26 protein-coding genes are annotated in these 24,709 nt (G+C 68.7%); 11 read left to right on the forward strand and 15 right to left on the reverse strand.

Annotation, left to right across the window (positions count from 1 at the left end):
- The first annotated feature begins 3 nt into the window (after positions 1-3).
- The 6 genes from ccsA to PW734_01785 are packed head-to-tail and all read left to right on the forward strand — an operon-like array spanning position 4 to position 5,037.
- On the forward strand, positions 4-822 hold the full coding sequence (ccsA, locus tag PW734_01760; protein MDE1169929.1) for a cytochrome c biogenesis protein CcsA: 819 nt from the start codon (positions 4-6) through the stop codon (positions 820-822).
- Positions 819-1,874, forward strand: a complete 1,056-nt coding sequence (gene hemA, locus PW734_01765) for a glutamyl-tRNA reductase (protein MDE1169930.1) — start codon at positions 819-821, stop codon at positions 1,872-1,874. The genes ccsA and hemA overlap by 4 nt, the downstream gene beginning before the upstream one ends.
- Positions 1,871-2,776, forward strand: a complete 906-nt coding sequence (hemC, locus tag PW734_01770; GenBank protein MDE1169931.1) for a hydroxymethylbilane synthase — start codon at positions 1,871-1,873, stop codon at positions 2,774-2,776. Before hemA ends, hemC begins: the two co-directional genes overlap by 4 nt.
- On the forward strand, positions 2,773-4,266 hold the full coding sequence (gene cobA, locus PW734_01775) for a uroporphyrinogen-III C-methyltransferase (protein MDE1169932.1): 1,494 nt from the start codon (positions 2,773-2,775) through the stop codon (positions 4,264-4,266). Before hemC ends, cobA begins: the two co-directional genes overlap by 4 nt.
- On the forward strand, positions 4,263-4,595 hold the full coding sequence (locus PW734_01780; GenBank protein MDE1169933.1) for a tetratricopeptide repeat protein: 333 nt from the start codon (positions 4,263-4,265) through the stop codon (positions 4,593-4,595). Before cobA ends, PW734_01780 begins: the two co-directional genes overlap by 4 nt.
- A 52-nt stretch (positions 4,596-4,647) precedes the next feature.
- On the forward strand, positions 4,648-5,037 hold the full coding sequence (locus tag PW734_01785; protein ID MDE1169934.1) for a hypothetical protein: 390 nt from the start codon (positions 4,648-4,650) through the stop codon (positions 5,035-5,037).
- On the opposite strand, the gene PW734_01790 is transcribed toward PW734_01785, so the two are convergent.
- On the reverse strand, positions 5,034-5,882 hold the full coding sequence (locus PW734_01790; GenBank protein ID MDE1169935.1) for a hypothetical protein: 849 nt from the start codon (positions 5,880-5,882) through the stop codon (positions 5,034-5,036). The genes PW734_01785 and PW734_01790 overlap by 4 nt on opposite strands.
- Before the next feature lie 29 nt (positions 5,883-5,911).
- Between PW734_01790 and tadA the strand changes: the two genes are divergently transcribed.
- The 4 genes from tadA (at position 5,912) to PW734_01810 (ending at position 10,622) form a co-directional block, all read left to right on the forward strand.
- A complete protein-coding gene (tadA, locus tag PW734_01795) occupies positions 5,912-6,397 on the forward strand; it encodes a tRNA adenosine(34) deaminase TadA (GenBank protein MDE1169936.1) in 486 nt (161 codons plus the stop codon).
- Positions 6,398-6,473: 76 nt separating this feature from the next.
- Positions 6,474-7,244, forward strand: coding sequence for a DICT sensory domain-containing protein (locus tag PW734_01800; GenBank protein MDE1169937.1), 771 nt, complete (start codon positions 6,474-6,476; stop codon positions 7,242-7,244).
- Positions 7,245-7,260: 16 nt separating this feature from the next.
- Positions 7,261-8,679: a UDP-N-acetylmuramate:L-alanyl-gamma-D-glutamyl-meso-diaminopimelate ligase gene (mpl, locus tag PW734_01805; protein ID MDE1169938.1), complete on the forward strand. Its 1,419-nt coding sequence runs from the start codon at positions 7,261-7,263 to the stop codon at positions 8,677-8,679.
- A gap of 2 nt (positions 8,680-8,681) precedes the next feature.
- The gene (locus PW734_01810) at positions 8,682-10,622 is read left to right on the forward strand and encodes a phospho-sugar mutase (protein ID MDE1169939.1); all 1,941 of its coding nucleotides are present in this window, start codon (positions 8,682-8,684) and stop codon (positions 10,620-10,622) included.
- 13 nt (positions 10,623-10,635) lie between these two features.
- Here the strand turns inward: PW734_01810 and PW734_01815 are convergent, their stop codons facing one another.
- Both PW734_01815 and bioB read right to left on the reverse strand, forming a co-directional pair.
- A complete protein-coding gene (locus tag PW734_01815; GenBank protein ID MDE1169940.1) occupies positions 10,636-11,511 on the reverse strand; it encodes a ParB/RepB/Spo0J family partition protein in 876 nt (291 codons plus the stop codon).
- Positions 11,512-11,541: 30 nt separating this feature from the next.
- Positions 11,542-12,501: a biotin synthase BioB gene (bioB, locus tag PW734_01820; GenBank protein MDE1169941.1), complete on the reverse strand. Its 960-nt coding sequence runs from the start codon at positions 12,499-12,501 to the stop codon at positions 11,542-11,544.
- Positions 12,502-12,579: 78 nt separating this feature from the next.
- Between bioB and PW734_01825 the strand changes: the two genes are divergently transcribed.
- A complete protein-coding gene (locus PW734_01825) occupies positions 12,580-14,046 on the forward strand; it encodes a malate:quinone oxidoreductase (protein ID MDE1169942.1) in 1,467 nt (488 codons plus the stop codon).
- A 6-nt stretch (positions 14,047-14,052) separates the two neighbouring features.
- On the opposite strand, the gene PW734_01830 is transcribed toward PW734_01825, so the two are convergent.
- The 12 genes from PW734_01830 to PW734_01885 form a co-directional block, all read right to left on the reverse strand.
- Positions 14,053-14,805, reverse strand: coding sequence for an ATP-binding cassette domain-containing protein (locus tag PW734_01830; GenBank protein ID MDE1169943.1), 753 nt, complete (start codon positions 14,803-14,805; stop codon positions 14,053-14,055).
- Positions 14,802-15,692 carry a sulfate ABC transporter permease subunit CysW gene (gene cysW / locus PW734_01835; GenBank protein MDE1169944.1) on the reverse strand — a complete coding sequence of 297 codons (891 nt, stop codon included), beginning with the start codon at positions 15,690-15,692 and terminating at the stop codon, positions 14,802-14,804. Before cysW ends, PW734_01830 begins: the two co-directional genes overlap by 4 nt.
- Positions 15,689-16,498, reverse strand: coding sequence for a sulfate ABC transporter permease subunit CysT (gene cysT / locus PW734_01840; GenBank protein ID MDE1169945.1), 810 nt, complete (start codon positions 16,496-16,498; stop codon positions 15,689-15,691). Before cysT ends, cysW begins: the two co-directional genes overlap by 4 nt.
- Positions 16,495-17,442, reverse strand: a complete 948-nt coding sequence (locus PW734_01845; protein MDE1169946.1) for a GTP-binding protein — start codon at positions 17,440-17,442, stop codon at positions 16,495-16,497. The genes cysT and PW734_01845 overlap by 4 nt, the downstream gene beginning before the upstream one ends.
- Entirely contained in the window at positions 17,439-17,789 is a 351-nt protein-coding gene (locus tag PW734_01850; protein ID MDE1169947.1) for a hypothetical protein, read from the reverse strand. Before PW734_01850 ends, PW734_01845 begins: the two co-directional genes overlap by 4 nt.
- A gap of 360 nt (positions 17,790-18,149) precedes the next feature.
- A complete protein-coding gene (locus PW734_01855) occupies positions 18,150-19,175 on the reverse strand; it encodes a hypothetical protein (GenBank protein MDE1169948.1) in 1,026 nt (341 codons plus the stop codon).
- Positions 19,176-19,221: 46 nt separating this feature from the next.
- Positions 19,222-19,578, reverse strand: coding sequence for a hypothetical protein (locus PW734_01860; protein MDE1169949.1), 357 nt, complete (start codon positions 19,576-19,578; stop codon positions 19,222-19,224).
- Between the two features lie 39 nt (positions 19,579-19,617).
- Positions 19,618-21,042 (reverse strand): sigma-54 dependent transcriptional regulator, encoded by a 1,425-nt coding sequence (locus PW734_01865; GenBank protein ID MDE1169950.1) that lies wholly within the window; start codon positions 21,040-21,042, stop codon positions 19,618-19,620.
- Between the two features lie 120 nt (positions 21,043-21,162).
- Positions 21,163-22,338, reverse strand: a complete 1,176-nt coding sequence (locus tag PW734_01870) for a tetratricopeptide repeat protein (protein ID MDE1169951.1) — start codon at positions 22,336-22,338, stop codon at positions 21,163-21,165.
- A gap of 12 nt (positions 22,339-22,350) precedes the next feature.
- Entirely contained in the window at positions 22,351-22,755 is a 405-nt protein-coding gene (locus PW734_01875; protein ID MDE1169952.1) for a hypothetical protein, read from the reverse strand.
- A gap of 278 nt (positions 22,756-23,033) precedes the next feature.
- Positions 23,034-24,158 carry a response regulator gene (locus PW734_01880; GenBank protein ID MDE1169953.1) on the reverse strand — a complete coding sequence of 375 codons (1,125 nt, stop codon included), beginning with the start codon at positions 24,156-24,158 and terminating at the stop codon, positions 23,034-23,036.
- Positions 24,159-24,167: 9 nt separating this feature from the next.
- Positions 24,168-24,635: a chemotaxis protein CheX gene (locus PW734_01885; GenBank protein MDE1169954.1), complete on the reverse strand. Its 468-nt coding sequence runs from the start codon at positions 24,633-24,635 to the stop codon at positions 24,168-24,170.
- Positions 24,636-24,709 lie beyond the last annotated feature (74 nt).

Below are 24,709 nucleotides of genomic sequence, written 5' to 3' on the forward strand. Positions count from 1 at the left end.
GGGATGATCGACGAACGGAACTGGCTGGCCATCGCCACCGGGCTGACGCTGCTGAGCGCGGGCTGGGGCGCATTCGCCCTAGGCGCGGGCCGCCCGCAGAGCACCCGCTGGAACAATGTCCTGCTGGCCGCCGCCTGGGCCTGCCAATCCCTCTTTCTGGAACAGCGGGGCCGGATGATCGGCCACTGCCCGCTCACCAACCTCTTTGAGACGGTCGCCTTCCTCACCTGGGGGCTGCTGTTCTTCCACCTGGTCGTCGGCAGCGGCTACCGGCTTTCCCTGCTGGGCTTCTTCACCGCCCCGGTCGTCTCCCTCATCAATTTCTTCGCCCTCGTCTCCCCCATCGACCGGCCCAATCCCGTCCCCCATTACGCGACGGGCTGGCCGCTGGAACTGCACGCCTCCCTCACCGTCCTGGCCTACGGGGCGCTGGGCCTGGGGGCGGTGGCGGCCTTCCTCTACCTGGTGCAGGAGCGCCAGCTGCGGGAGCACCACCTGGGCCGCTGGTTCTTCCGCCTGCCCGCCATGGGGGACCTGGCCCACGTCCAGCGGCGCCTCCTCGTCGTCGGCTTCGTCCTCCTCACCCTGGGGCTGGGCGTCGGCCTGGGCTTCGACTGGGCGCGGGCCCTTTCCATGGACTGGGTGAAGCTGGTCTGGTCGGCCGCCGTCTGGGCCTTCTACCTCTTTCTCCTCCTGGCCCCCGCCGTCCTGGGCCTGAGCGCGCGGCGCGGCGCCTGGTGCGCGCTGGGCGGCTACCTCTTCGTCCTCCTCACCTTCTGGGGGATCAACTCCCTTTCCCACGCCCACCGCTTCGCCGTATGAGCCGCCGCCCTACCCTCGTCTGCGGCGGCCTTTCCTTTGAGAAGACCCCGGTGGAAGTCCGCGAACGCGCGGCGATCGGCCTGGCCGCCCTCCCCTCCGCGCTGGAGCAGGTCCGCGACTCCCTGGGGCTAGAGGAGGCGGTCCTCATCTCCACCTGCAACCGCGTCGAGTATTTCGGCCTCACCGCGCACCCGCAGGCCCTCGCCGACGAGTGGCCTCTTTTCCTAAGCGTCCTCCCCGGCACGGAGGGGGCCGACGCCGCCGCCTTCGCCGCCCACTCCTTCCACCTGCGCGGGCGCGACTGCGTGGAGCACCTCTTCCGCCTCGCCGCCGGGCTCGAGTCGATGGTGCTGGGGGAGACCGAGATCCTGGGCCAGGTGAAGGACGCCTACCGCCTGGCGACCGACCGCGGCCTGACCGGCAAGCGCCTCCACCGCCTCTTCCAGGCCTCCTTCGCCGCCGCCAAGGCCGTCCGCTCCCAGACCTCCATCACCCGCGGGGCGGTCTCCGTCGGCTCCGTGGCGGTCGATTTGGCGGGCAAGCTCTTCGGCGACTTGGGCAATTGCACCGTGATGGTGCTGGGCGCGGGCGCGACGAGCGAGCGCACCGCCCGTTCCCTGCAAAGCCGCGGCGCGCGGCGCCTCCTCGTCGCCAACCGGACGGAAGAAAACGCCCGCGCGCTGGCCGAGGCCCTCGGCGGCGAGGTCGTTCCCTGGAACGCCTTTCCCGCCCGCCTGGGAGAGGTCGACATCGTCATCAGCTCCACCTCCGCTCCCACCTACGTCCTCTCCCGCGACCGCCTGGAACGGGCCCGCCGCCGGGGCCGCCCCCTGTTCCTCATCGACCTGGCGGTGCCGCGCGACATCGACCCCTCCGTCCAGCACCTGGAGGACGTCTACCTCTACGATATCGACGACCTCGAATCCCTGGCCCGCAACGCCCGGCGCGACCGCGCGACGGAAGTGACCCAGTGCGAGTCGATCCTCCTCCCCCACGTCGAAGAGTTCCTGGCCTGGCTGGAAAAGCCCGGCTACCAGAACCAAACGGCATGAGCGCCGCTCCCGTCCGCATCGGCACGCGCGGCAGCGCCCTGGCCCTGGCCCAGGCGGGCATGGTGCGCGACGCCTTGGCGGCCAAATGGCCCGCGCACGACTTCGTCCTGGAAATCCTCAAGACGCAGGGGGATGCCTGGTCCGCCCGGCCCGGCGATCCCGGCCCGCCGCCGGACAAGGGCTTCTTCACCCGCGAGTTCGAGGAAGCCCTCCGCGCCGGGACGATCGACCTGGCCGTCCACAGCCTCAAGGACCTCCCCACGGAGGAAACGCCCGGCCTGGTTCTGGCCGCCATCCCGCGGCGGGCCGACGCGCGCGACGTCCTGGTCCTGCGCGCGGGCCTCTCCCACGCCGACCTGCCCCCGGACGCCACCGTCGCCACCGGCAGCAGCCGCCGCGCCTCCCAGCTCCGGGCCCTGCGGCCCGACCTGCGGACCGTCCCCATCCGGGGCAACATCGACACCCGCCTGCGCAAGCTGCGGGAGAATCCCGGCTGGGCCGCCACCGTCCTGGCCGCCGCGGGCCTGGAACGGCTCCGGCCGGACGTCTCCGGCCTCGCCGTCGTCCCCCTCGACTACAGCCTCATGCTCCCCGCGCCCGGCCAAGGGGCGCTGGCCCTCCAGCTCCGGGAGGACGACCGGGACAACCGCTTCCGCGCCGCCGCCCTGGACCACGTGCCGACCCGCGCCGCCGTCACCGCGGAGCGGGCCTTCCTCCAGGGCCTGGGCGGCGGCTGCCGCACCCCCGTCGGCGCGCACGCCGCGCCGGAGGGCGACGGCCTGACCCTGCGCGGCATCGCCTGGATCGGCGACGATCCCGCGCCCCGCTCCGGCGCGGTGAGCGGCCCCCTGGAAAGCGCCGCCGCGCTGGGCGCGGCGCTGGCGGAGGAGATCCTAGGGTGAAGGCGGGCGTCGCCTACCTCGTCGGCGCGGGCCCGGGCGACCCCGGCCTCCTCACCCTGCGCGGGCGGGAGCTGCTGGAGCGGGCCGACGTCGTCGTCTACGACTACCTTTGCAACCCGGAGCTCCTCCGCCACGCCCCGGACGGCGCGGAGCTGGTCTACGCCGGAAAGAGCGCGGGCCATCACACCCTGACCCAGGCGGAGATCAACGCCCTCCTCGTCGCCAAGGTCGCCGCCGGGCGCGTCGTCGTCCGGCTGAAGGGGGGCGATCCCTTCGTCTTCGGCCGCGGCGGGGAAGAGGCGGAAGCCCTGGCCGACGCGGGCCTTTCCTTCGAGATCGTCCCCGGCGTCTCCTCCTCCATCGCCGCCGCCGCCTACGCGGGCATCCCCGTCACCCACCGCTCCCTCGCCTCCAGCTTCACCGTCCTCACCGGCCACGAGGAGCCGGGGAAGAAAGACTCCTCCCTCGACTGGGAGACGCTGGCAAAGCTCCCCGGCACCAAGGTCCTCCTCATGGGCGTCGAGCGGCTCCGCGCTCTGGCCGAGCGCCTCGTCCTGGCCGGGGCGCGGCCGGACCTGCCCATCGCCCTCGTCCGCTGGGGCACCTGGACGCGCCAGCAGACCCTGACCGGCACCCTGGAAACCATCGCCGACCTGGCGGAGGCGCAGGCCTTCCAGCCCCCCGCCGTCGCCATCCTGGGGGACGTCGTCACCCTGGCGGACAAACTGGCCTGGTTCCAAAAGAAGCCCCTCTTCGGCCAGCGCGTCGTCGTCCCCCGCACGCGGCGGCAGGCGGGCGGCCTCACCGCGCGGCTGCGGGAACTCGGCGCCGACGTGCTGGAAATCCCGACCATCCGCGTCGAGCCCGCCCCGCTGCCGGAAGGCGCCCTCGACTTCTCCTGCGACTGGCTCCTCTTCACCAGCCCGAACGGGGCCGACTTCTTCTTCGACGCCTTCCTGGCCCGCCACGGCGACGTGCGCAAGCTGGGCGCGGCGCGGATCGGCGCCGTCGGCCCCGCCACCGCCGCCCGCGTCCGGGCCCGCGCCCTGGCCGTCGACCGCCAGCCCTCCGCCTTCACCGTCGACGCGCTCGTCGCCTCCTTCTCCCCGGAGGAGACGCGGGGGAAGCGCTTCGTCCTGGCCCGGGGCGGCCAGGCCAATCCGGAGTTGCCCGCCGCCCTCCGCGCCGCCGGAGCGGAAGTGACGGAGCTTTCCCTCTACCAGACCCTCCCCGCCGAGGGGACCGACCCGGCCTCCGCCGCCGCGCGCACGCGCTTCGTCGAGGAAGGGGCCCATTGGATCGCCTTCACCAGCGGCAGCACGGTGGAAAACTGGAAACGGCTGGGCCTGACGCCCGCCGCCGGCCCCACCCCGCGCGCCCTGAGCATCGGCCCCGTCACCACGCGGGCGCTGGAAGGGGAGCCGGTCCTCGAGGCCAAGGAGCAGACCCTCGCGGGCCTGGTGGACACCCTTTTGGAAAACCTTTCATGAAGACGAAGGAAGAGTGGATCGACGCCGCCCACGCCGCGCTGGCTACCGGCGACCTGGCCGCCGCCGAGGCGGCCAACCGCGCCGCCCTGGAACTCGACCCCCAGGACGCCGAGCTGTGGCACGCCCTGGCCATGACCGCCTACAAGCAGGGGAACTACCCCGCCGCCATCGAGGCGGGCCGCCGCGCCGCCCAGATCGAGCCGAACGACGGCATGGTCTGGACCGGCCTCTCCCTGGCCTACATGAAGAACGACCAGATCCCGGAGGCGGAAGCCGCCGGAGCCAAGGCCAAAGTCATCTCCTGGGGCGGCAAGGTCCAGTTTGAGTAAGTATATATTCTATATTTACTATTTATAGAATCGAGGTTAGAGTGACTCGCTCATGAAACTCTCCGATCTCACCAGCGCCCAGTTCAAGTCCCTCGCCAAGCTCATCTCCCTCAAGGAAAAGGCGGCGGCCAAGCTGCAGGAGATCGAGGAGAAGATCGAAGCCCTCGCCGGCTTTTCCCCCGCGCCCAAGACGCGCGGCCGCAAGCCCGGCAGCAAAGGCCGCCGCGGCCCGCGCAAGGGCTCCAAGCCCGGCCGCCTGAAGGAAACCCTCCTCAAGACCCTGCACGCCGCGGGCAGCGAGGGGCTCACCATCCAGGAGCTTTCCGACAAGCTCAAGACCCCGAGCAACAATCTCTATAGCTGGTTCTATACGACGGGCCGCAAGGTTTCCGGCCTCAAGAAGTCGGGCAAGAAGTACGTCTATACCGGCAAGGTCGACTAGCCGGCCTTAGGCGGGGCGATGCGGTAGGCCCGCTCCCCCGCCCGGAATTCCCCCGCCTCCTCCAGCAGCGTCCGGGGCACGTAGCCCAAGGCGATGCCCTCCGCCGCGCTGGTCAGCTTTCCCACCTCCTTCTCCCCGAAGGCGAGCGGCTGCGGCGTTTCCGGCACCCCCGCCGGGCCCGAGGCCTGGCGCAGGAGGACGAGCCGCCGGTTGACGTGGCCGATGCTCCGCACCCGCGCCACCGTCTCCTGGCCGACGTAGCACCCCTTCTCGTAGGAAAGGCCCCGCCCGCCCTCTTCCAGCCGCGCCTCCTGGGGCAGCGTCTCCGGCCCCAGCTCCCGTCCCCAGGCGCCCAGGGCGTGCTCGATGCGCGCCCGATCCACCGCCTCCGGCGCGGCCAGGCGGGCGGGCAGGCAGGGCGCGGCGCCCGGCTCCCACACATCCCAGCCCGGCGGGCCGAAGCGGGCGGAGCGGCTCACGACCCGGCCCGGCGCGGCGGGGGGCGCCTCTTCGCCAAACCAATGGGAGAGGCGGTAGGAATCGGTGACGTCCTCGATCATGGCGTCGTCGGCGATGAGGAACTTTTCCAGCCGGGCGCGGAGGCTTTCCCGGACGGGGAGCGGCGCGTCGATCCACACGGCGTCCTCCGTGGCGGCGAAGAAGCCCTCCCCCTCCATCCGCCCCTTGCCGGTCAGCACCGCCCCGTAGAGGGAGCGGCCGGGGGTAAGGAGGGAAAGATCGTTCGTCACCTGGCCGTTTAGGTAACGGACGCGGTCCTCCCCGGTGACTTTCCACAGGGCGCGGTCCGGCAGGGGCAGGCCGCCCAGAATCTCCTCAACAAACATGATTTTGGAGATACGCTTCTTTGCCCCCCATGAAAAGCCCCGACCCCTTCGCCGACGAAAGCGCCAGTGACGAAGCCTTCATGGCCGAGGCCCTCCGCCAGGCCCGCAAGGCCGCCCAGGCGGGGGAGGTCCCCGTCGGGGCCGTCATCGTCCGGGAGGGGCGGGTCATCGGCCGCGCCCACAACCAGGTGGAGCTGCTGAAGGACGCCACCGCCCACGCGGAGATGCTGGCCCTCACCCAGGCCCAGGAGGCGGTGGGGGACTGGCGGCTGACCGACTGCACCCTCTACGTCACCAAGGAGCCCTGCCCCATGTGCGCCGGGGCCATCGTCCACACCCGGCTCTACCGGGTCGTCTTCGGCGTGGGGGACCCGAAGGCGGGAGCCCTGGGGGGGGCCTTCAACCTGCTGGACCTCAAAGGGCTCAATCACACCTGCCTGCTGACCCCCGGGGTGGCAGCCCAGCCCTCCCTGGACCTCCTGCGGGAGTTCTTCCAGGCCCGCCGGGCCGAATAAAATCGATTTGCCGGGCGCTGGAAAACGGGGTTTATTAGGGAGTTCCAACGTAATTTCATCCGATCCCGCTCCATCCATGTTTGCCCCCACCCCCGCCGAGGCCAAAACGGCGAAGAAGTTTAAGAAGAAGCTCGATCTCCACCTGCCGGAGAACGACGGGGTGCCGCGTCTCCTCCGCATCCGCGGGAAATGCCCGGACACCCAGAAGACCCTGGGGGAGGCCGTCTTCATCCCGGAGCGGGACATCATCCACGTCTTCGACCACGACACGCTGCTGGCCGTCAGCCACGCCATCGAGGACCTCGCCTCCGAGGTGCGCGAGGGGGAGCTGATCGCCACCTTCCAGACCTTCGACAATTTCCTGCCGCACAAGAAGCGCTACCAGAGCCTGGCGCGCGACCTCGACGCCGTGCGCGTCTGGGGCAGCGGCACCGCGCCGAAGGGGTGCCCGGGCATCGACTTCATCCGCTCCGACAACGAGAAGATGATGCGCTACTGGCTCGTCCTCTTCGAGAGCCAGAACGACCACGCCGTCCTCGTCTGCAAGCAGGTGGGCGCCGGCTCCTCCGCCGCCTCGCCGGAAGGGAAGAAGTTCGTCGGCTTCTACAGCTTCTGCCCCTACCTGGTGCAGTCGATCCGCTGGCGCTTCAACCTGGTCAGCTCCGGGCTGAAGACCGTCATCCAGCACTGGGAGAACACCTTCTCCCTGCCGGACCTGAAAATGCGGGACCTGGACCTGGGCGCCTACCTCCGCCCCCAGCCCGCGCCGAAGGCCCCGGCCAAGGCCAAACCCAAGGCCAAGGCGGCCCCTGCCGCAAAAAAAACCGCTTCCCGCTCCCGCAAGTAAGGGCTTGGATCGAGGGATGAGCGGCCTTTTCTCCCCCACCGGCGCCTCCGTCCCCCTGCGCTTCCACTTCATCGGCATCTGCGGCACCGCCATGGGCGCCGTGGCGGCCATGCTGAAGGACCAGGGCCACCACGTCACCGGCTCCGACCAGAACGTCTACCCCCCCATGTCCACCTTCCTGGAGGGCAAGGGGATCCCCGCCGGCCAGGGCTTCTCCCCCGCGCACCTGCCGCAGGACCCGGAGACGATCGTCGTCGTCGGCAACGCCATCAGCCGCGGCAACGAGGAGCTGGAAACCGCCCTGGAACAAAAACGCCTCTGCCTGGCGCTGCCGGAAGTCCTCAAATACTTCTTCCTCTCCCGCACGCACAACCTGGTCGTCACCGGCACCCACGGAAAGACGACGACCACCTCCCTCCTGGCCTGGCTCTTCCAGCACGCGGGGAAGGAGCCCTCCTACCTGATCGGCGGCCTGCCGCGCAACTTCGCCGAGGGGTGCAAGCGCCAGTCCGGCCCCTACTGGATCCTGGAAGGGGACGAGTACGACACCGCCTACTTCGACAAGCGGAGCAAGTTCCTCCACTACCTCCCGGAGCTGGCGATCATCAACAACATCGAGTTCGACCACGCCGACATCTACGAGAACCTGGCCGCCATCCAGCTCTCCTTCCGCCGGATGGTAAAGCTGGTCCCGCGCAACGGCCTCATCCTGGTCAACGCCGACGACCCGAACGCCCTGGCCGTCGTCCAGGAGAGCCCCGCGCCGGTCAAGCGCGTCGGCTTCGCCGCGGACGCGGAGGTCCGCATCACCGACGCCGAATACGGCGCGGCGGAGAGCCGCTTCACCCTCTTCGGCCACCGCTTCACCCTGCCGATGGCCGGGGAGTTCAACGTCCGCAACGCGGCCATGGCCCTGGCCGCCGCGCAGTTCTACCAGATCCCCCTTCCCGTCCTGGAAAAGGGCCTGGCCTCCTTCCTGGGCATCCGCCGCCGCCAGGAAGTGCGCGGGGAAAAGGGCGGCGTCACCGTCATCGACGACTTCGGCCACCACCCCACCGCCATCCGGGAGACGATCCGCGGCCTGCGGCAAAAGTATCCCGGCCGCCGCCTCTGGGCCGTCTTCGAGCCCCGCAGCAACACCACACGCCGCGCCGTCTTCCAGGAGACGCTCCCCGCCGCCCTGGGGGAGGCCGACGGCGTCTTCGTCGCCCAGGTGGCCGCGCTCGACCAGCTCCGCCCGGAAGAGCGGCTCAACCCGGAAAAGGTCGTCTCCGACATCGCCGCGCGCGGCATCCCCGCCCACTACGAGCGGGACGCCGAGGCGATCGTCCGCGGCCTGGTCCCCCTCCTTCAGCAGCAGGACGTCGTCGCCGTCTTCAGCAACGGCGGCTTCGGCGGCATCCACGAAAAACTCCTCAACGCTTTGCCCAACTAACCATGAGCGCCCCCACCCTCGATCCCGTCCGCGACCAGCTGGAAGCCGCGCAGCAGGCCGGCCACCTCCTCCCCTCCACGGTGGAGAACATCCTGAAGGTCCACGGCCAGCCCGCCACCTCCCCCGGCGACCGCGCCAGCATCGAGGAGCTTTTGGCCGCCGGGGAGTGGAACGAGCTGAACGACCGCTTCTTCAAGACCCTGGCCTTCGGCACCGGCGGCATCCGCGGCCGGACCATCGGCAAGGTCGTCACCCCCGTCGAAAAGGGGACGCCCACGCCGCTCGGCGCGCCGGAGCATCCCGCCGTGGGCACCAACATGATGAACCGGGCCAACCTGGCCCGCGCCGCCCTGGGCCTGGGCCTTCACCTGCGGAAGGCCTTCCCGGGGAAGAAGTGCAAGGTCGTCATCGCCCACGACACCCGCCACTACTCCCGCCCCTTCGCCGAGCTGTGCGCGGAAAAGCTCCAGTCCCTCGGCCACGACGTCCTCCTCTTCGCCGAGGAGCGCTCCACCCCGCAGCTCTCCTTCACCGTCCGCCAGGAGCGCGCCCAGGCGGGCATCGTCATCTCCGCCAGCCACAATCCGCCCCACGACAACGGCTTCAAAGCCTACTTCGACGACGGCGCGCAGCTGGTCGAGCCCCACGCCTCCGGCGTCATCGCCGAAGTGGAGGCCCTGCAGAAGGGCGCCCCCCTCCCCGACGTGGCGGAGAAAGGCACCCTCACCCTCCTCGGCGCCTCCGCCGACGCCGTCTACCGCCAGGCCCTTAAGACCCTCATCGTGGAGCCCCAGGCCCTCGCCGAGGCCAAGGGCCTGAAGATCGTCTACAGCTCCCTGCACGGCACCGGCATCCAGATCATCCCCGACCTCTACAAGGAAGTCGGCGTTCCCTTCTCCGTCGTCGCCGCGCAGCAGGAGGGGGACGGCCGCTTCCCCACCGTGAAGTCCCCCAACCCGGAGGAGAGCGCCGCGCTGGAGCTGGCCATCGCCCAGGCCAAGGAGGAGCAGGCCGACCTGGTCATCGCCACCGATCCCGACTGCGACCGCCTGGGCGCCGCCGTCCGCGACGGGGCGGGGAACTACGCCCTGCTCACCGGCAACATGATCGGCTCCCTCATCGCCGCCTACCGGCTGGAGCGCCTCTTCGCCCAGGGCGTGCTGACGCCGCAGAACGCGGGCCGCGCCGCGCTCATCAAGACCTTCGTCACCACCGACCTGCAGAAGAAGCTGGCCGCACGCTACGGCGTCAAATGCGTCGAATGCCTCACCGGCTTCAAATACATCGGCGCCAAGCTGCGCGAATACGAGCAGGCGACCGGCCTGGCCGACTACCACTTCCAGCCCCCCGCCGCGCGCCGCGCCGCGCAGCTGGAAAAGGGGACCTTCTTCGTCTTCGGCGGGGAAGAGAGCTACGGCTACTCCGGCGGCGACTACGTCCGGGACAAGGACGGCAACGCCGCCGCCCTCATGCTGGCGGAGGTCGCCGCGTGGCATAAGGCCCGGGGGAAGACCCTCCTGGAGGCCCTGGCCGACCTCTACCGGGAGCACGGCCTCTTCGCCGAGCGCCTGGGCACCATCACCATGGAGGGAGCCAAGGGCTCCGCGCAGATCCAGGCCCTCCTGGCCTCCTACCGGGCGGAGCCGCCGCAAAAGCTCGGCGGCCTCCCCGTCGAGCGGCTCGACGACTACGGCAAGCAGGACTTCGCCGACGTCGACGGCACGCCGATCCCGAAGGAGACGATGCTCCTCTTCCACGTGGAGGGCGGCCACCGCATGGCGGTCCGCGCCTCCGGCACGGAGCCGAAGGTGAAGTTCTACTTCTTCACCCAGCGCCCCGTGGCGCCGGGCCATTCCCCCGCCGAAACGGAAAAGGAAGCCCGCGCCTTCCTCAACGCCTGGTGGGCGGAGGTCGAGGCCGACGTGAAGAAACGGGTGGGGTAAAACCCGCCGAGGGTTATTCGCTGACGCCGAAGCGGGCCAGGAGCTGCTCCAGCTCGCTGGCGGAGAAGTACTCGATCTCGATCTTCCCGACTTCCCCGTTTCCGTGCATGCGGACGCGGGTGCCCAGGGCGCGCTGGATGCGCTTTTCCAGGTCGGTCCACGCCGCCTCGCTCACGCCGGGGCCCTTGGCGCCCTTCGGCTTGCGGGTGCGGCCGGGCAGGGAGTCGACGAGCTTCTCGGTCTGCCGGACGGTCAGGCCGTCCTTCACCACCCGGTGGGCGACGAGGATCTGCTCGTCCTTCGAGGGCAGGCCCAGGATGACCTTCGCATGGCCCACGGAGAGGCGGTTCTGGGAGACCCAGCCGCGCACCTCGTCGGCCAGGCCCAGGAGGCGGACGGCGTTGGCCACGTTGACGCGGCTCTTCCCCACCCGCTGGGCGACCTGCTCCTGCGTGAGGCGGAATTGGTTGATGAGGAGGGCGTAGCCCTCGGCCTCCTCGATCGGGTTAAGGTCGGCCCGCTGGAGGTTTTCGACGAGGGCCAATTCCAGCACCTCGCGGTCGCTGGCGGAGCGGACGATGACGGGGACCTCCGCCAGGCCGACCTGCTGGGAGGCGCGCCAGCGGCGCTCGCCCGCGATCAGCTCGTGCTTGCCGTTGACCAGCCGGACGATGAGGGGCTGGATGACGCCCCGCTCCCGGATCGACTCGACCAGTTCGGAAAGCTGCTCCGGGTGGAAAACCTTGCGCGGCTGGAACGGGCTGGGGACGATCTGCCCCAGGGGGACTTTCTGGACGACTTCCCCCTTCTCCGCGGAGGGCTGCGGCGAGGCCAGCTGGCTGCCGATGAGCGCCCCGAGGCCCCGGCCCAATCCTTTTTGCTGCGACATGGGGCGTACCGTAGGAGGGGTACCCTCCCCTTAGCAAGCGGAAGCCGGAGCAAGCTGGCTGGGCATGCGGAAGCCCAGCTCCTTCAGAAGCTTCAGGTCCTGGTCGGCCTCCGGATTGGGGGCGGTCAGGAGCTTGGAGCCGAAGAAGATCGAGTTGGCCCCGGCGTAGAAGCAGAGGGCCTGGCCCTCCCGGGTCAGGCGGGTGCGCCCGGCGGAGAGGCGGACCTTCGCCTGCGGGAAGGTGATGCGGGTGACGGCGATGAGGCGGACGATCTCGAAGATGTCGACCGGGTCCTGCTCCGCCAGCGGCGTGCCGGCGATGGGGGTCAGGCAGTTGATGGGGACGCTCTCCGGCGGCGGGTTGAAGCCGGAAAGGACCTCCAGCATCTTCAGCCGGTCGTCGGCGCTCTCTCCCAGGCCGACGATGCCGCCGCAGCAGACCGACATGCCCGCCTGCTGCGCGGCGGAGATGGTTTCCAGCCGGTCGGCGTAGGTGTGGGTGGTGACGATCTCGGGATAATAGTCCGGGCTGGTGTCGAGGTTGTGGTTGTAGGCGGTGACCCCGGCCTCTTTCAGGCGGCGGGCGGCCCCGGCGTCCAGGTGGCCCAGGGTGACGCAGACTTCCATGCCCAGCTTGGACACGTCGTCGACGATCTCGCAGACGGCGTCGAGCTTGGGGTCGTTCTCCTTCAGGCCTTTCCAGGCCGCGCCCATGCAAAAGCGGCTGGCCCCGCGCGCGCGGGCGTCCCGGGCGGCTTCCATCACCTTTTCGCGGGAAAGGAGCTTCTCCGACTCGACGCCGGTGGAGTAGTGGGCGCTCTGGGCGCAGTAGGAACAGTCCTCGCTGCAGCCGCCGGTCTTGATACTCAGGAGGCTGCAGAGCTGCACCTCCTGCTCCGGCCAATGGGCGGCGTAAACCGCGCGGGAACGGGTGATCAGCTCAAAGAGGGGCAGCGCGTAAAGGGCCTGCAGTTCAGAGAGGGTGGCCATGTCAACCAGTGCTAGGGAAGAGGTTTACAAAGTAAAGCCTTGGGAGGTCCCCCTCCCTTTGGGTAAAGTCTGGGCCCCATGTCCGAATTTCATTACGACGCCGTCCTGGTCGGTGCCGGCGTGATGAGCGCCACCCTGGCCGCCCTCCTAAAGGAACTAGACCCCACCCTCTCCATCGCCGTCCTCGAGCGGTTCGACACGCCGGCTTCCGAAAGCTCCGACGCCTGGAACAACGCGGGCACGGGCCACGCCGCCCTCTGCGAGCTGAACTACACTCCGGAAAAGGCCGACGGCTCCATCGACGTCACCAAGGCGCTCCAGATCAACGAGTCGTTCGAGGTTTCCAAGCAGTTCTGGGCCTACCTGGTGGAAAAGGGCGTCCTGCCCAAGCCGGAAGCCTTCATCAATCCGGTGCCGCACTCCAGCTTCGTCCGCGGGGAGGAGAACGCCGCCTACCTGCGCAAGCGCCACGCCGCCCTCTCCGCCCATCCCCTTTTCCACGGCATGGAATACTCGGAAGACCCGGCCAAGCTGGCGGAGTGGATGCCCCTGATCCTGGACGGGCGCGATCCGGGGGAAAAGATCGCCGCCACCCGGACGGCCGCCGGGACCGACGTGAACTTCGGCGCCCTCACCCGCACCCTCCTCAAAGGACTGCAGAAGCAAGGCGTGACGGTGTACATCCGGCACGACGTGAAGGGCCTCAAGCGCGACAAGCAGCGCGGCGGCTGGCGGCTGGCCGTGCAGGACCTCGACTACCACACCGTGCATAAGATCCACGCCAAGTTCGTCTTCCTGGGCGCGGGCGGCGGCGCGCTGCCGCTCCTGCAAAAGTCCGGCATCGCGGAGGGGAAGGGCTTCGGCGGCTTCCCGGTGAGCGGCCAGTGGCTGGTCTGCACCAACCCGGACCTCGTCTCCCGCCACGGGGCGAAGGTCTACGGAAAAGCCTCCGTCGGCGCGCCGCCGATGTCGGTCCCCCACCTGGACACCCGCGTCATCGACGGAAAGCGGGCCCTCCTCTTCGGCCCTTACGCCGGGTTCTCCACCCGCTTCCTCAAGCGCGGCTCCCTCCTCGACCTCTTCGCCTCGCTCAAGCCGGACAACATCTGGCCGATGATCCGCGCGGGCCTCGACAACCTCGACCTGACCAAATACCTCATCGGCCAGGTGCTCCAGTCCCAGGATGACCGGCTGGAGGCGCTGCGCGGCTTCGTCCCGCGCGCGCGGAAGGAGGACTGGAAGCTGGAGGTGGCCGGACAGCGCGTCCAAGTCATCAAGAAGGACGCCAAAAAGGGCGGCGTCCTCCAGTTCGGCACGGAGCTGGTCTGCGCCGGAGACGGCACGCTGGCCGCCCTCCTGGGCGCCTCCCCCGGCGCCTCCACGGCCGTCTCCGTCATGCTCGACATCGTGAAGAAATGCTTCCCCGCCCACCAGGCGCGCCTGGCGGAGATCATCCCCTCCTACGGGAAGTCGCTGGCGCAGGACGCCGCCCTGCTCCAGACCGTGCGGGAACGGACGAACCGCGTCCTGAAGCTGGCCGCCTAGGGCGGCTTAGATCGTCGGGTGCATTTCCTCGGAGAGGCCGAGGAAGTGCCGGACGAAATCGTCCGCCGGGCGCGTCCGCAGCTCGGACGGCGTGCCGATCTGCCGGACCCGCCCCTCCCCCAGCACCGCCACGCGGTCGGCCAGGCGGAAGGCCTCCTCCTGGTCGTGGGTGACGAAGAGGGTGGCCAGCTTCGTCTCGTCGTGGAACTGGCGCAGCCAGAGACACAGCTCCCGCCGCACCTTCGCGTCGAGCGCGCCGAAGGGCTCGTCCAAGAGGAGGAGCCGAGGCTCCACCGCCAGCGCCCGCGCCAGGGCGACGCGCTGCCGCTGCCCGCCGGAGAGCTGGGACGGATAGCGCCCGCCGAAGTCGGCCAGCTGGATCAGCGCCAGCAGCTCCCCCACCCGGCGGGCGATCTCCGCCTTCGGCGGCCGCGCGGCGCGGGGCCGCACCCGCAGGCCGAAGGCGATGTTCTCGAAAACCGTCATATGCTGGAAAAGCGCGTAGTGCTGGAAAACGAATCCCGCCCGCCGCGCGGAGGCGGGGCGATCGGTCACGTCCTCCCCGCCGAACTCGACCCGCCCGCCCGCGTCGGGAAACTCGAGGCCCGCCACGATGCGCAGGAGCGTCGTCTTGCCGGAGCCGCTCGGCCCCAGGAGGGCCAAGAGCTCCCCCGGACGCACGTCCAGGTCAACGCCGCGCAGGGCGCCCGGCCCTCCGGCAGCGTAGGTCTTGCTCACGTTGCGGATGGCGATGTTCATGACGGGGACTCCGGTGCGCGGGCCGCCTCCTCCTGCCGCCGCGCGCCCCACTCCACCGCCGTCTTCAGCGCCAGGGTGACCAGCGCTAGCAGGCAGAGAAGCGAGGCCGCGGCGAAGGCGGCGGCGTATTGGTAATCGTTGTAGAGGACCTCGATGTGAAGGGGCAGCGTGTTCGTCAATCCCCGGATGTGGCCGGAGAGGACGGAGACGGCGCCGAACTCCCCCATCGCCCGCGCGTTGCAGAGGATAACGCCGTAGAGGAGCGCCCACTTCACCTTCGGCAGGGTGATGCGGCGGAGGATCTGCCAGCCGCCGGCCCCCAGGGAATAGGCCGCCTCCTCCTCCGTGACGCCCTGGCTCTCCATGAGCGGGATGAGACTGCGCGCCACGAAAGGGACCGTGACGAAGGTGGTCCCCAGCACGATGCCCGGCAGGGCAAAGACGATGCGGATCCCGTGCGCGTCGAGCCACGGCCAGAGGAACCCGTGCCGCCCGAAGAGGAGGACGTAGACCAGCCCGCCGATGACCGGGGAGACCCAGAGCGGCAGGTCGATGAGGACGGAAAGGACCCGCCGCCCGGGGAAGCGGTAGCGGGTGAGCGCCCAGGCGGCGGCGATGCCGAAGGCGGTGTTCAGCGGCACGGCGATGGCGGCCGTCAGCAGCGTGAGGCCGATCGCCGCTCGGCAATCGGGATCGCGCAGGGCGGCCCAGGCCACGCCCGGCCCCTGCGCGAAGGCCTCCGCGAAGACCTCCCCCAGCGGGACGACCAGGAAGAGGAGGAGGAAGGCCGCCGTGACCGCCAGGAGCAGGGCGCGGACCGGCGGCGCGTCGGCCGTCGCCCGGCGGGCGCGGGGCGCGGCGGCGGGCAGCGCGACGAGGCCGCTCACGCCCGCCTCCGCTGCAGAAAATGGACCCCGGTCAAAATCGCCGCCGAGAAAAAGAGCATGAGGAGGCCCAAGACCGCCGCCCCGGAATAATCGTACTGCTCCAGCTTGCCCACGATGAGCAGGGGCAGGATCTCCGTGCGGAACGGGAGATTGGCCGAGATGAAGACGATGGAGCCGTATTCCCCCAGCGCGCGGCCGAAGGCCAGCGTCATGCCGGTGAGGAGGGCGGGCCGCAGCGCGGGGAAGACGACGCGGCGGAAGGTCTGCCCGCGGTCCGCGCCCAGGCAGGCCGCGGCCTCCTCCACGTCCTCCGGCAGGGCGGCGATGACCGGCTGGAGCGCGCGGACGACGAAGGGCAGGCCCACGAAGACGAGGGCCAGCGCCACCCCCAGCGGCGTGAAGGCGACGTGGACGCCGAGCCGCGCCAGCGGCGCGCCCAAAGGGCCGTGCGGCGCGTAGAGGGTCGTCAACGCGATGCCCGCCACCGCCGTCGGCAGGGCGAAGGGGAGGTCGACGAGGGCGTCGGCCAGCCGGCGGCCGGGAAAATCGTAGCGCGCCAGCGTCCAGGCGGTGACGAAGCCGAAAAGCCCGTTGCAAAGCGCGGCGGCCAGGGAAGCCCCCAGGCTCAGGCCGCACGCGTGGAGCACCCGCGCGTCCGCCACGGTGTGCCAGGCGTGGCGGAAGGTGGTGCCCGCCCCTTCCGCCAGGAGCGCGGCGAACGGCAGGAGGACGATGCAGCTCAAGTAAAAGACCGAGTAGCCCAGGCTCAGCCCGAAGCCGGGCAACAGGCGGCGGGCGGAGGTCACGCGGAGACGGCCCCCAGTCCGGCGAAGTGGGCGGCCAAGGCCGCCTCGTCCAGCCCGCGCCCCAGCAGGACCAGGCCGCAGGGGAGTTCCGCCAGCTCGGCGGGCGCGGACCAGGCAACCGCGTCGGTCTGGTCGCCCGCCTTTTGAAAGACGCAGGGGGAATCGGGCGCGTCGTCGAAGCGGACCAGGCCCTTGGCCCGGTAGATTTCCCCCGGCGCCTCGCGCAGCGCCCGCTCCAGGACGGGGCGCGGCACGGGCCGCTCCAGGGAAAGGAAGACGGTGGAGGTCTTCTCCGGATGGGGCGCGGCGCCGGAGGTCGCGCGGTGGCGCGGCACGGCGCTGCGCCGCGCGCCCAGCACCAGCTCAGGATCGACCCGCCCGCGCGTCACGTCGGCCCGGACGGCGCGCGGATTGTGGCGGGCGAGGTCCTCCGCGATCTTCTCCAGGGAGGCGGGCTTGGCCTGGTCGGCCTTGTTGACGACGACCAGGTCGGCCCAGCGGAGCTGCTCCCGCGCCAGGGAGCGGTTGAGCCACCAGCCGGGATAGTTGGACCCGTCGACGACGTGGATGACCTGCGCCAGCTCCATCCGGTTCCAGAGCGGCGCCTCGGTGAGGCGGTCCAGCAGGTCGTCGGTCTCCGCCACGCCGGAGGCCTCGATCCAGACGTGCTTCACGGAAGGATCGGCGGCCAGCCGCTCCAGATTCCGGCCCAATTCGGGATAGCTGGCGCAGCAGAGACATCCGGCAGTCAGCGCCGTCAGGCGGGATACCTTCGCCGCCAGGAGCGCGGCGTCGACGTTGACCTTGCCGAAGTCGTTCACCAGCACGACGGTTTCCTGCCGGGGAAATTCCGGCTGGGAGAGGACATGCTGCATGAGGGAGGTCTTTCCGCTGCCGAGGAAGCCGGTGAGGAGAGTCAGGGAAAGGCGGCGCATCGGGTTCATTTCCGGCGGCGGTCCAGGGCGTCGTAGGCCAAGAGCAGCGTGGCCAGGCTCAAGGGCGTGGTCACCAAGGTGCCGACAAAGAAACAGGCTATCCCCAAAGAATTGAGAGCAACGAGCGCCAGGAGGAGGGCCAGAAAGCGCCGCCGCTCCCCCTGCGTCAACGCGGCGCTCCGCTTCAGCGCGGCGACGGGTGCCAAGCCCCGGTCTACCGACGCGAAAAAGGCCAGGCCGAAGCGGGGCAGCCAAAACACCCCCGGCACCAGCGCCAAGAGGAGGCCGCCGCCCACGACGAGGGCGGTCAACGCCGTCGCGGCCAACCCATGCGGCACGAAACGCAGCCCCCTCACAAAGTCTCCCCAGGAGGGGTCTTCCCCCCGGACCGCGCGCAAACCCCCGCGCACCCATCCGACAAGGATGCAAAGCCCGGCCAGAAGGCCCAATAGAAAAAACGGCAGAACCGCCTTCGCCGCCCAAGCCCAGCCGGGCCACTGATGATGGCTGCGGGTGTAGCGGAGAAGAACCTCAATCCCCGCGGAAAAGAAAACGGTCTGCGCCAGAAGATAGAGAACAACCCCGAAAAAGAAAAAAAGGGGCCGCTTCCACAGGAGCCCCCATCCCTGACGCAAAAGGCCCGGAATGGAAAACGCGGGCGGCTTGGGCTTAGGCCTCGATTTGAGCTTCGGCATCATGACCCAGGATAGCTTGGCTTAGCCCAGCCCCGCTTGCAACGCGGCGATCTCCGCCAGCGCCTCTTCCCGCACGGCGGGGGAAACGAGCGCCGCCTCCCAGCCGTGGCGGGCGAGCTGGAGCAGCTCCGTCCGCGTGAGGCCCGCCTCCCGCGCCAGGGCGGCGTATTCGTTCTCCAGCGTGGTGCCGAAAAAGAAGGGATCGTCGGTGCTCACCGTGCAGCGGACGCCCGCGCGGTGGAGGGCGGCAATCGGATGCGCCCCCAGGGAGGGCACGGCGCGCAGCCGCCAGTTGCTCACGGGGCAAATATCGAGCGTCACGCCCCGCTCCCGCAGGAGGGCGCAAAGCGCCGGATCGGCCGCGGCGGCCAGGCCGTGCTCCACCCGCGTGACGCCCAGCGCCTCGACGGCATGGCGGACGGCGGCCGCGTCGCCGAATTCCCCGGCGTGGGCCTTGGTGAACTTCCCCGCCTGCCGCGCGCGCCGCCAGACGTCGGCGGTCCAGGGCTCAAAGGGAACGGCCTCCGGCCCGTAGACGTCGAAGCCGTCGACCTCCTTCCAGCCGAGCGCGGCTTCAATCACCGCCGCGTGGGTGGCATACAGCCCGCGCGTCATCCCGGCGAAGAGGCGCAGCTCCACCTGCGGCGTCGCCGCGGCGGCGGCGCGGAGAGCGGCCAGGACGGCCTCTCCTCCGGCGGCGTGGACGGCGGGCAGATGGACGCTGGCCTCCACGTAGCGGACGTTCTGCGCGGCCAGCGCCGGCAGGAGAAGGGCGGCGGCCCGGCCATAGGCCTCCGCCGAGCGGAACCAGGCGGCGGCGTGCTCCCGCATCACCCCGTCAAAGTGGGGGAAATCGTCATAACGGAAGCCCGGCTCCCAAAAAGCGGGCGGCGCGGCGAAGCGGGAAGGATCGAGCTCCCGTAGGAGCGCGTGGGGAAGCGCCCCTTCCAGGTGAAGGTGCGTCTCCGTCTTGGGAATGGCCCGGATAAAGGCGGCGAGCGCCGGATCGGCGGCAAGGTGGGGACTGGGAAAAAGGGAAGGCGCCATCGGCGCTTCAGCATCCCCGCAAAACAGCGGCGGCGCGAGGCGCTTTTTAGGCGAGGGCGCGGCCTTCCGGAGAGGCGGAGCGGCCGTCGGCGACAAGGACGCGGGAGGCTTCCTTCATCTGCGCCTTTTCCAGGCGGTGGGCCTTGGTCCGACGGTCGAGGTGGGCATCGGCGGCCTGAAGGGCGGTGGCGGCGGCGGGGCGGATCATTTCGCCGACAACTTCCAAATCGGCCGCTTCCAGGGCCACCCGCGCCCCGACAACGGCGGCGCGCTGAATGCCCAGGCGGACTTCCCCGCGGGCGAGGTGGTTGACGGTCTGCAAGGATCCCTTGCCGATGTTCCACAGGGTTGCCACGTCCCCCGCCACGGGGACCTTTTCCAGAAGCGCCTTCATCTTGGCCATAATGCTTCCTGAAGCATCGGCCATGCCGGGGAGGCCGCTTTAAGCCTCTTTTTCGTCGTCGGGGGGGATATCCCCGGCGATCTGCGCGTAGAGGTTGAGCTTGTTGCGCAGGGTGCGGACGTTGATGCCCAGGAGCTTGGCCGCCTCGTTCCGGTTGCCCTGGGTCTTTTTCAAGGCGTTGTGGATGAGGCGTTTTTCCATCTCCTCCACGGTCAGGATTTCCTCCGGCGGGGCGCTGAAGAACGACGGCCCGGCAGCAGGCGTGGGACCGGAACCGCCCAGGCGGGCGGCGGAAGCGGGCCGGGAGACGAAGTCGTGGAATTCCAGGGCGCGGTTTTCCTCCGCCAGGATGACGGCGCGCTCGGCGTAGTTTTGCAGCTCGCGGACGTTGCCGGGCCAGTCGTAGTTGGCCAGCTGCTGCATGGCCTCCGGGCTGACGATGGGGACGGGCTTATTGTATTTCTTGGCCAGGCGTTCCAGGAAGCTCTTGAGGAGGAACTCGACCTCCCCGCGCCGCTCGCGCAGGGCGGGAAGCTTCACGGGGACGACGTTGAGGCGGAAGTAAAGGTCCTGGCGGAATTGCCCCGCCTCGATGCTCCGATGGATGTCCCGGTTGGTGGTGGCCAGGATGCGGACGTCGACGCGGATGGTCCGGTTGCCGCCGACCCGCTCGAACTCCTTTTCCTGGAGGACGCGGAGGAGCTTGGCCTGGAGGCCCATGGAGATTTCCGTCACCTCGTCCAGGAGGAGGGTGCCGCCGTTGGCCAGCTCGAAGCGGCCTTCCCGGCGGTTGCTGGCGCCGGTGAAGGCGCCCTTTTCGTGGCCGAAGAACTCGCTCTCCAGGAGGTTCTCCGGCACGGCAGCGCAGTTCACCTTGATGTAGGGGGCCTTGGCCCGGAGGCTGTTCTGGTGGATCGAGCGGGCGACGAGTTCCTTGCCCGTGCCGCTCTCCCCCTCGATGAGGACGGTGGCGTTGGTGGGGCCGACGCGCTTGAGGAGCTTCTGCACCTCCTCCATCTCCGGGCTGGAGTAGAGCAGCTCGCTGACGCCGACCTCGTTGGCCAGCTGTTCCTTGAGGTAGTCGTTCTCCTCCCGGAGCTTGCGCTGCTCCATGAGCTGGCTTAAGGCCATGTCGAACTGAGCCAGGGTGAAGGGCTTCAGGAGGTAGTTGGCGGCGCCGAGCTTCATGGCGTCGACCGCCGACTCGATGCTGCCGAAGCTGGTGACGATGATGCACTCGACCGGGCCCATCTTTTTGACGGCCTGCATGACTTCCAGGCCGTTGCCGTCGGGCAACAGGAGGTCGACGATCATCAGGTCGGCCGGTTCCTTCTGCTGGGCCTCCAGGGCCTGCTGGCAGTTTACGACTCCCAGGACGGGAATATTTTGCTTCTGCAGGTGGCCGACGATCAGCCGCCGGATCAGAGGATCGTCGTCGACGACGATTACGCGCTCGAACTGCATCGGCTCCCTTTATAGCTCAAGGGGAAGAATTGTCCCGGAAAAAAGTGCCGCCCGGGAGAGGCGCACGGCGGAGGCGGAATTTTCCACCCTCACTCGCCGGCCGAAGCCGGAATTTTTGCCCTAATTGGAGGCTGTTTTCGCCGCCGGAGCGGCAGGCGTGACCGGAACGATCACGGCGGTGACCGGCACGGCGCTGTCTTTGTCCCGCATCGCTTCCATTTTTGCCACCAGACCGGCCAAACGTTCCCGGAAGCCGCGCAGCCAGTCGTTCCAGCTGTCGGCCGCCTCGGCGCTCGGCTGGGGCTGGTCGGCGTTGGGATCGTTCGTCTGGCGGGCCAGGAGGGAGAGGTAGAAGTCGAGCATCCGGGCCCAGCCGGGATTGTTCTGGCTCTTGTAAATGGTCTCCAAGAGAGGGATCTGGTCCTTCAAGTGCCCCTTATACTCGGAGAGGAGCTGGTCGGCGCAGCGCCGTTGCCAATAAAGCTGGTTGTCCTTGTCCAGGGTGTCGACCAGCCAGATGAAGGACTGAAGAGCCTCCTTTTGCTTCTGAGGCTGATTGGTCATGCCGTAGAGGGAGACCAAGCGGAGCCACGCTTCCGTGGCGAAGGGGTGGAAGGGAGCCAGGGCCAACGCCGACTCGTAGCGGGCGATCGCCTCCTTCGGCTGGCGAAGCTGGAAGGAGATGTCCCCCTGGCGGTAGGAGGCGGTGGCGACCAGCTTTTCCAGGGAGGGATTCTGTTTTTTGAACCGCTCGTAAAGCTCGTCCGCGCGCTGCCAGTTGGAGGCCAGGTATTCGGTCTCCGCCAGTTCCCACGTGGCGGCCTGGGAGATGCGGACGGAGATGGAGAAATCGTCCAGGGTCAGGCTGGAAGCCCGGTTGATGGCGAAGGTGAGGGTCTTGTAGAAAGCGTCGCGCGCCCGGTCGTACGCCCCCAGCTGCTTGTAGGTTTCCCCCAGCTGGAAGGCGGCCGGAGCGGCGTCAATCTGGTCGCTGAACTCGGTCAGATACCTCTGGTACCAGACGACGGCGTCGGTCAGCTGGTCGGTCTGCTGGGCGATGCGGGCGCGCCAGAAAATGGCCTCCGCCAGGACGGGCCGCTCCACCCCCGGGCGGGTGATGAGCTTGTCCAGGACGGCCTTGGCCAGGTCGTAATCGCTCCGGTCGTAGAGCTTGTGAGCCTGGACGAGCAGCTCATTCGGCGTGACGCTTTGGCCGGCGCTGGGCGCGTCGGCCCGCGCGGGAAGGCCGGCGGCGGCCAATACGAAAAGGACGAGGGAAAGACGCCGCAAAGTCATGGCGCGCCTCTCCTACTTCTTGATGGTGTAGATGACCGAGCCCCCTCCGGGCGGCTGCTCCTGGTTCCAGAGATAGGGATACTGAATGTTCAGCATCGTGTTGTCCTGGGCGGCGGCGGGGGAAGAGCCGTTCTGATAGCTGTTCCGCTCCGCCTGCGCGGCGGCGGCCGCGGCGGCGGGATTCTGCTGCACCCAGTTCATGAAGGGAGAAGTGGCCGCTCCGGGCGGGGGGGTGGCGGTGGTGATGGTCGTATCGCTATTGTTCCCAGGCGGATTGGGGGAGGACTGGCCGTTGACGCTCGTCTGCCCGCCGGAGGCGGCGGGAAGGCCGGTGGTGGTGTCCGGACCGTTCTTCGGGCCCACGGCGGGCGGAAGGGGGGAAACGATGGAGGTGGGCAGGGGCTTAGGCGGCCCCATGGGATGCAGGGAATCCGGAAGGGGCGGGAGGGTCACCTCCGCCATTAAAGGGTTCTGCGCGAAGTACCTGCCACGATTGTAAGGGATGTCGGAGGCCCCGGGAGAACTCGACAGGAGAGCGCCTGCCAGCAATATGGCCACCGTCCCCCCCATCCGCCAACGAGACAAACATCCTGTCCGACCTTTCATAGGAGCACGGTTCCTCCGCGCTAGGTACGTTATCGGCAATAATGGGAAAGAGCTTTAGTACTCTTTCCTTAGGTTATAACAGATTCCGACTAGAATTCGGCCAAAGCCGATTCCCGGTCGGAAAACACCTCCATGTCCTTGGTCTCCTCGAAGGAGCGGGCCTGGGTGGTGAAATCGCTGGAGCCGACGATGCGGAAGCGGATGGAAAGGCCGCGGCACGACTGGACGGCGTGCAGCAGCAGCTTGATGAGGCCCATCTCGATCCGCTGGATCTCGCTCACGTCCAGGAGCAGGCGGTTGATGCCCGCGTCGACCATCTCCCGCGTCTTCGACGTGATGTAGTCGTGCAGCTCGGAGAGGACGATCTGGGAGGGGTTGTTCGGCACCTTGCAGATCTGGATGTTGTTCTCCACGGAGAAGTATTGGTTGGAGGTGTCGACGTTCATCGCGCGGCAGACGCGGTGGAAGAGTTCCGGCAGGTCCAGCGGCTTGGTCATGATGCCGGTGAAGCCGATGCTCTGCGCCTTGCCCTGCTCTTCCGCCGCCGTTTTCACGCTCATGCCGAAGATGGGGATGGCCTTCGTCCGCACGCTGGCGCGCATCATCTGGAAGAAGCTGAAGGCGCCGCTGTCCGGCAGGGCCAGGTTGATGAGGATGACGTCCGGCACGTCCTTGGAGGTGGCGTCGACCGCCTCGGAAGAGGAGGCGGCGCTGTGGATCTTCCACGCCGTGTGGGAGAAGGCGCTGCGGATCTGCTCCACGATGGCCGGCTTGTCGTCGATGACCAGGATGTTGGCCAGGTCGTCCAGGGTCTTGTTCTGGGTGTCGCTGGTGCCCTTCGTCTGCAGGTCAATGATGCGGCTGACGCGGTCGACGAGGGTCTGCTCCGTGAAGGGCTTGATGATGTAGTCGCGGATGCCCATGCGGGCGATCTTCACCACGTTCTCCTTCCCCGCCTCCGCGGTGAGCATGAGGACGGGGATGTCCTTCATGATCGGGTCGGACTTGAGCTTGGTGAGGGTTTCCACCCCGTCCATCACGGGCATCGTCACGTCCAGGAGGATGATGTCGGGATCCTCGCGGGTCGCCACGGCCAGAGCCTCTACGCCGTTGCTGGCGAAGATCAGGTCGACGTTGAAGTTCTTGAACGCGCGGCCGATGACCATGTGGATCATCTTGCTGTCGTCCACGCTGAGGATTTTGGGGTTGGGCATGATGGGGGGTTATTCTTCCAGCCGGGCGAACACGTAGAGGTTGAGTTTCTCGGAAACGGAGGGTACCGCCAATTCTATCATGAGGGTCAACGCCGCCTGCAGGCTGGCGACGGCGATCTTTTCCCCCCGCAGGACGGTGGGGATGCTCAGGACGGAATTGTAGCCTTGGTCGACCATCTTTGACTTAAGGTTGCCGGTGACCATGTTGGTCAATTCGCCGATGACGTCGTTGACGTCCTCCGGGCTGGCCGGGCCGCCCAGGATGCGGGCGGCGGCCTCGTTGGCCAGCCGCTCGCTCATGCACAGGTAGAGAAGGCCGGTCATCTTCCCCGTAAAGCCCACGGTGCCGATCACGCCGTTGAACTCGATCGGGGCCGAAAGCTCCTCCGATTCGCGGACCAGCTCCAGCGGCAGGTTGAGCATCTTGGTGAAGACCTCCTGCGCCGCCGCCGTCCCGTAGTTCGATATCAGATGCACACTGTTAATCTTTCTTAACGAAGCGCCCTTTGGCTTGATCCATTTTCACGGGAAGTCTTTCCTTGGTACTACTA

Source organism: Verrucomicrobium sp. (assembly GCA_028283855.1).
Taxonomy (GTDB): domain Bacteria; phylum Verrucomicrobiota; class Verrucomicrobiia; order Methylacidiphilales; family GAS474; genus GAS474.

Excerpts from the sequence above, each read along its gene's own strand:
- PW734_01860 (MDE1169949.1), bottom strand. The coding sequence starts at position 19,578 with ATGGCCAAGATGAAGGCGCTTCTGGAAAAGGTCCCCGTGGCGGGGGAC.
- bioB (MDE1169941.1), bottom strand. The coding sequence starts at position 12,501 with ATGGCCACCCTCTCTGAACTGCAGGCCCTTTACGCGCTGCCCCTCTTT.
- tadA (MDE1169936.1), top strand. The coding sequence starts at position 5,912 with ATGAAAAGCCCCGACCCCTTCGCCGACGAAAGCGCCAGTGACGAAGCC.
- PW734_01815 (MDE1169940.1), bottom strand. The coding sequence starts at position 11,511 with ATGTCGCAGCAAAAAGGATTGGGCCGGGGCCTCGGGGCGCTCATCGGC.
- PW734_01785 (MDE1169934.1), top strand. The coding sequence starts at position 4,648 with ATGAAACTCTCCGATCTCACCAGCGCCCAGTTCAAGTCCCTCGCCAAG.
- PW734_01810 (MDE1169939.1), top strand. The coding sequence starts at position 8,682 with ATGAGCGCCCCCACCCTCGATCCCGTCCGCGACCAGCTGGAAGCCGCG.
- PW734_01780 (MDE1169933.1), top strand. The coding sequence starts at position 4,263 with ATGAAGACGAAGGAAGAGTGGATCGACGCCGCCCACGCCGCGCTGGCT.
- mpl (MDE1169938.1), top strand. The coding sequence starts at position 7,261 with ATGAGCGGCCTTTTCTCCCCCACCGGCGCCTCCGTCCCCCTGCGCTTC.
- PW734_01800 (MDE1169937.1), top strand. The coding sequence starts at position 6,474 with ATGTTTGCCCCCACCCCCGCCGAGGCCAAAACGGCGAAGAAGTTTAAG.
- PW734_01830 (MDE1169943.1), bottom strand. The coding sequence starts at position 14,805 with ATGAACATCGCCATCCGCAACGTGAGCAAGACCTACGCTGCCGGAGGG.
- PW734_01865 (MDE1169950.1), bottom strand. The coding sequence starts at position 21,042 with ATGCAGTTCGAGCGCGTAATCGTCGTCGACGACGATCCTCTGATCCGG.
- PW734_01790 (MDE1169935.1), bottom strand. The coding sequence starts at position 5,882 with ATGTTTGTTGAGGAGATTCTGGGCGGCCTGCCCCTGCCGGACCGCGCC.
- PW734_01875 (MDE1169952.1), bottom strand. The coding sequence starts at position 22,755 with ATGGGGCCGCCTAAGCCCCTGCCCACCTCCATCGTTTCCCCCCTTCCG.
- PW734_01825 (MDE1169942.1), top strand. The coding sequence starts at position 12,580 with ATGTCCGAATTTCATTACGACGCCGTCCTGGTCGGTGCCGGCGTGATG.
- PW734_01880 (MDE1169953.1), bottom strand. The coding sequence starts at position 24,158 with ATGCCCAACCCCAAAATCCTCAGCGTGGACGACAGCAAGATGATCCAC.
- hemA (MDE1169930.1), top strand. The coding sequence starts at position 819 with ATGAGCCGCCGCCCTACCCTCGTCTGCGGCGGCCTTTCCTTTGAGAAG.
- PW734_01845 (MDE1169946.1), bottom strand. The coding sequence starts at position 17,442 with ATGAACCCGATGCGCCGCCTTTCCCTGACTCTCCTCACCGGCTTCCTC.
- PW734_01870 (MDE1169951.1), bottom strand. The coding sequence starts at position 22,338 with ATGACTTTGCGGCGTCTTTCCCTCGTCCTTTTCGTATTGGCCGCCGCC.
- hemC (MDE1169931.1), top strand. The coding sequence starts at position 1,871 with ATGAGCGCCGCTCCCGTCCGCATCGGCACGCGCGGCAGCGCCCTGGCC.
- ccsA (MDE1169929.1), top strand. The coding sequence starts at position 4 with ATGATCGACGAACGGAACTGGCTGGCCATCGCCACCGGGCTGACGCTG.
- PW734_01855 (MDE1169948.1), bottom strand. The coding sequence starts at position 19,175 with ATGGCGCCTTCCCTTTTTCCCAGTCCCCACCTTGCCGCCGATCCGGCG.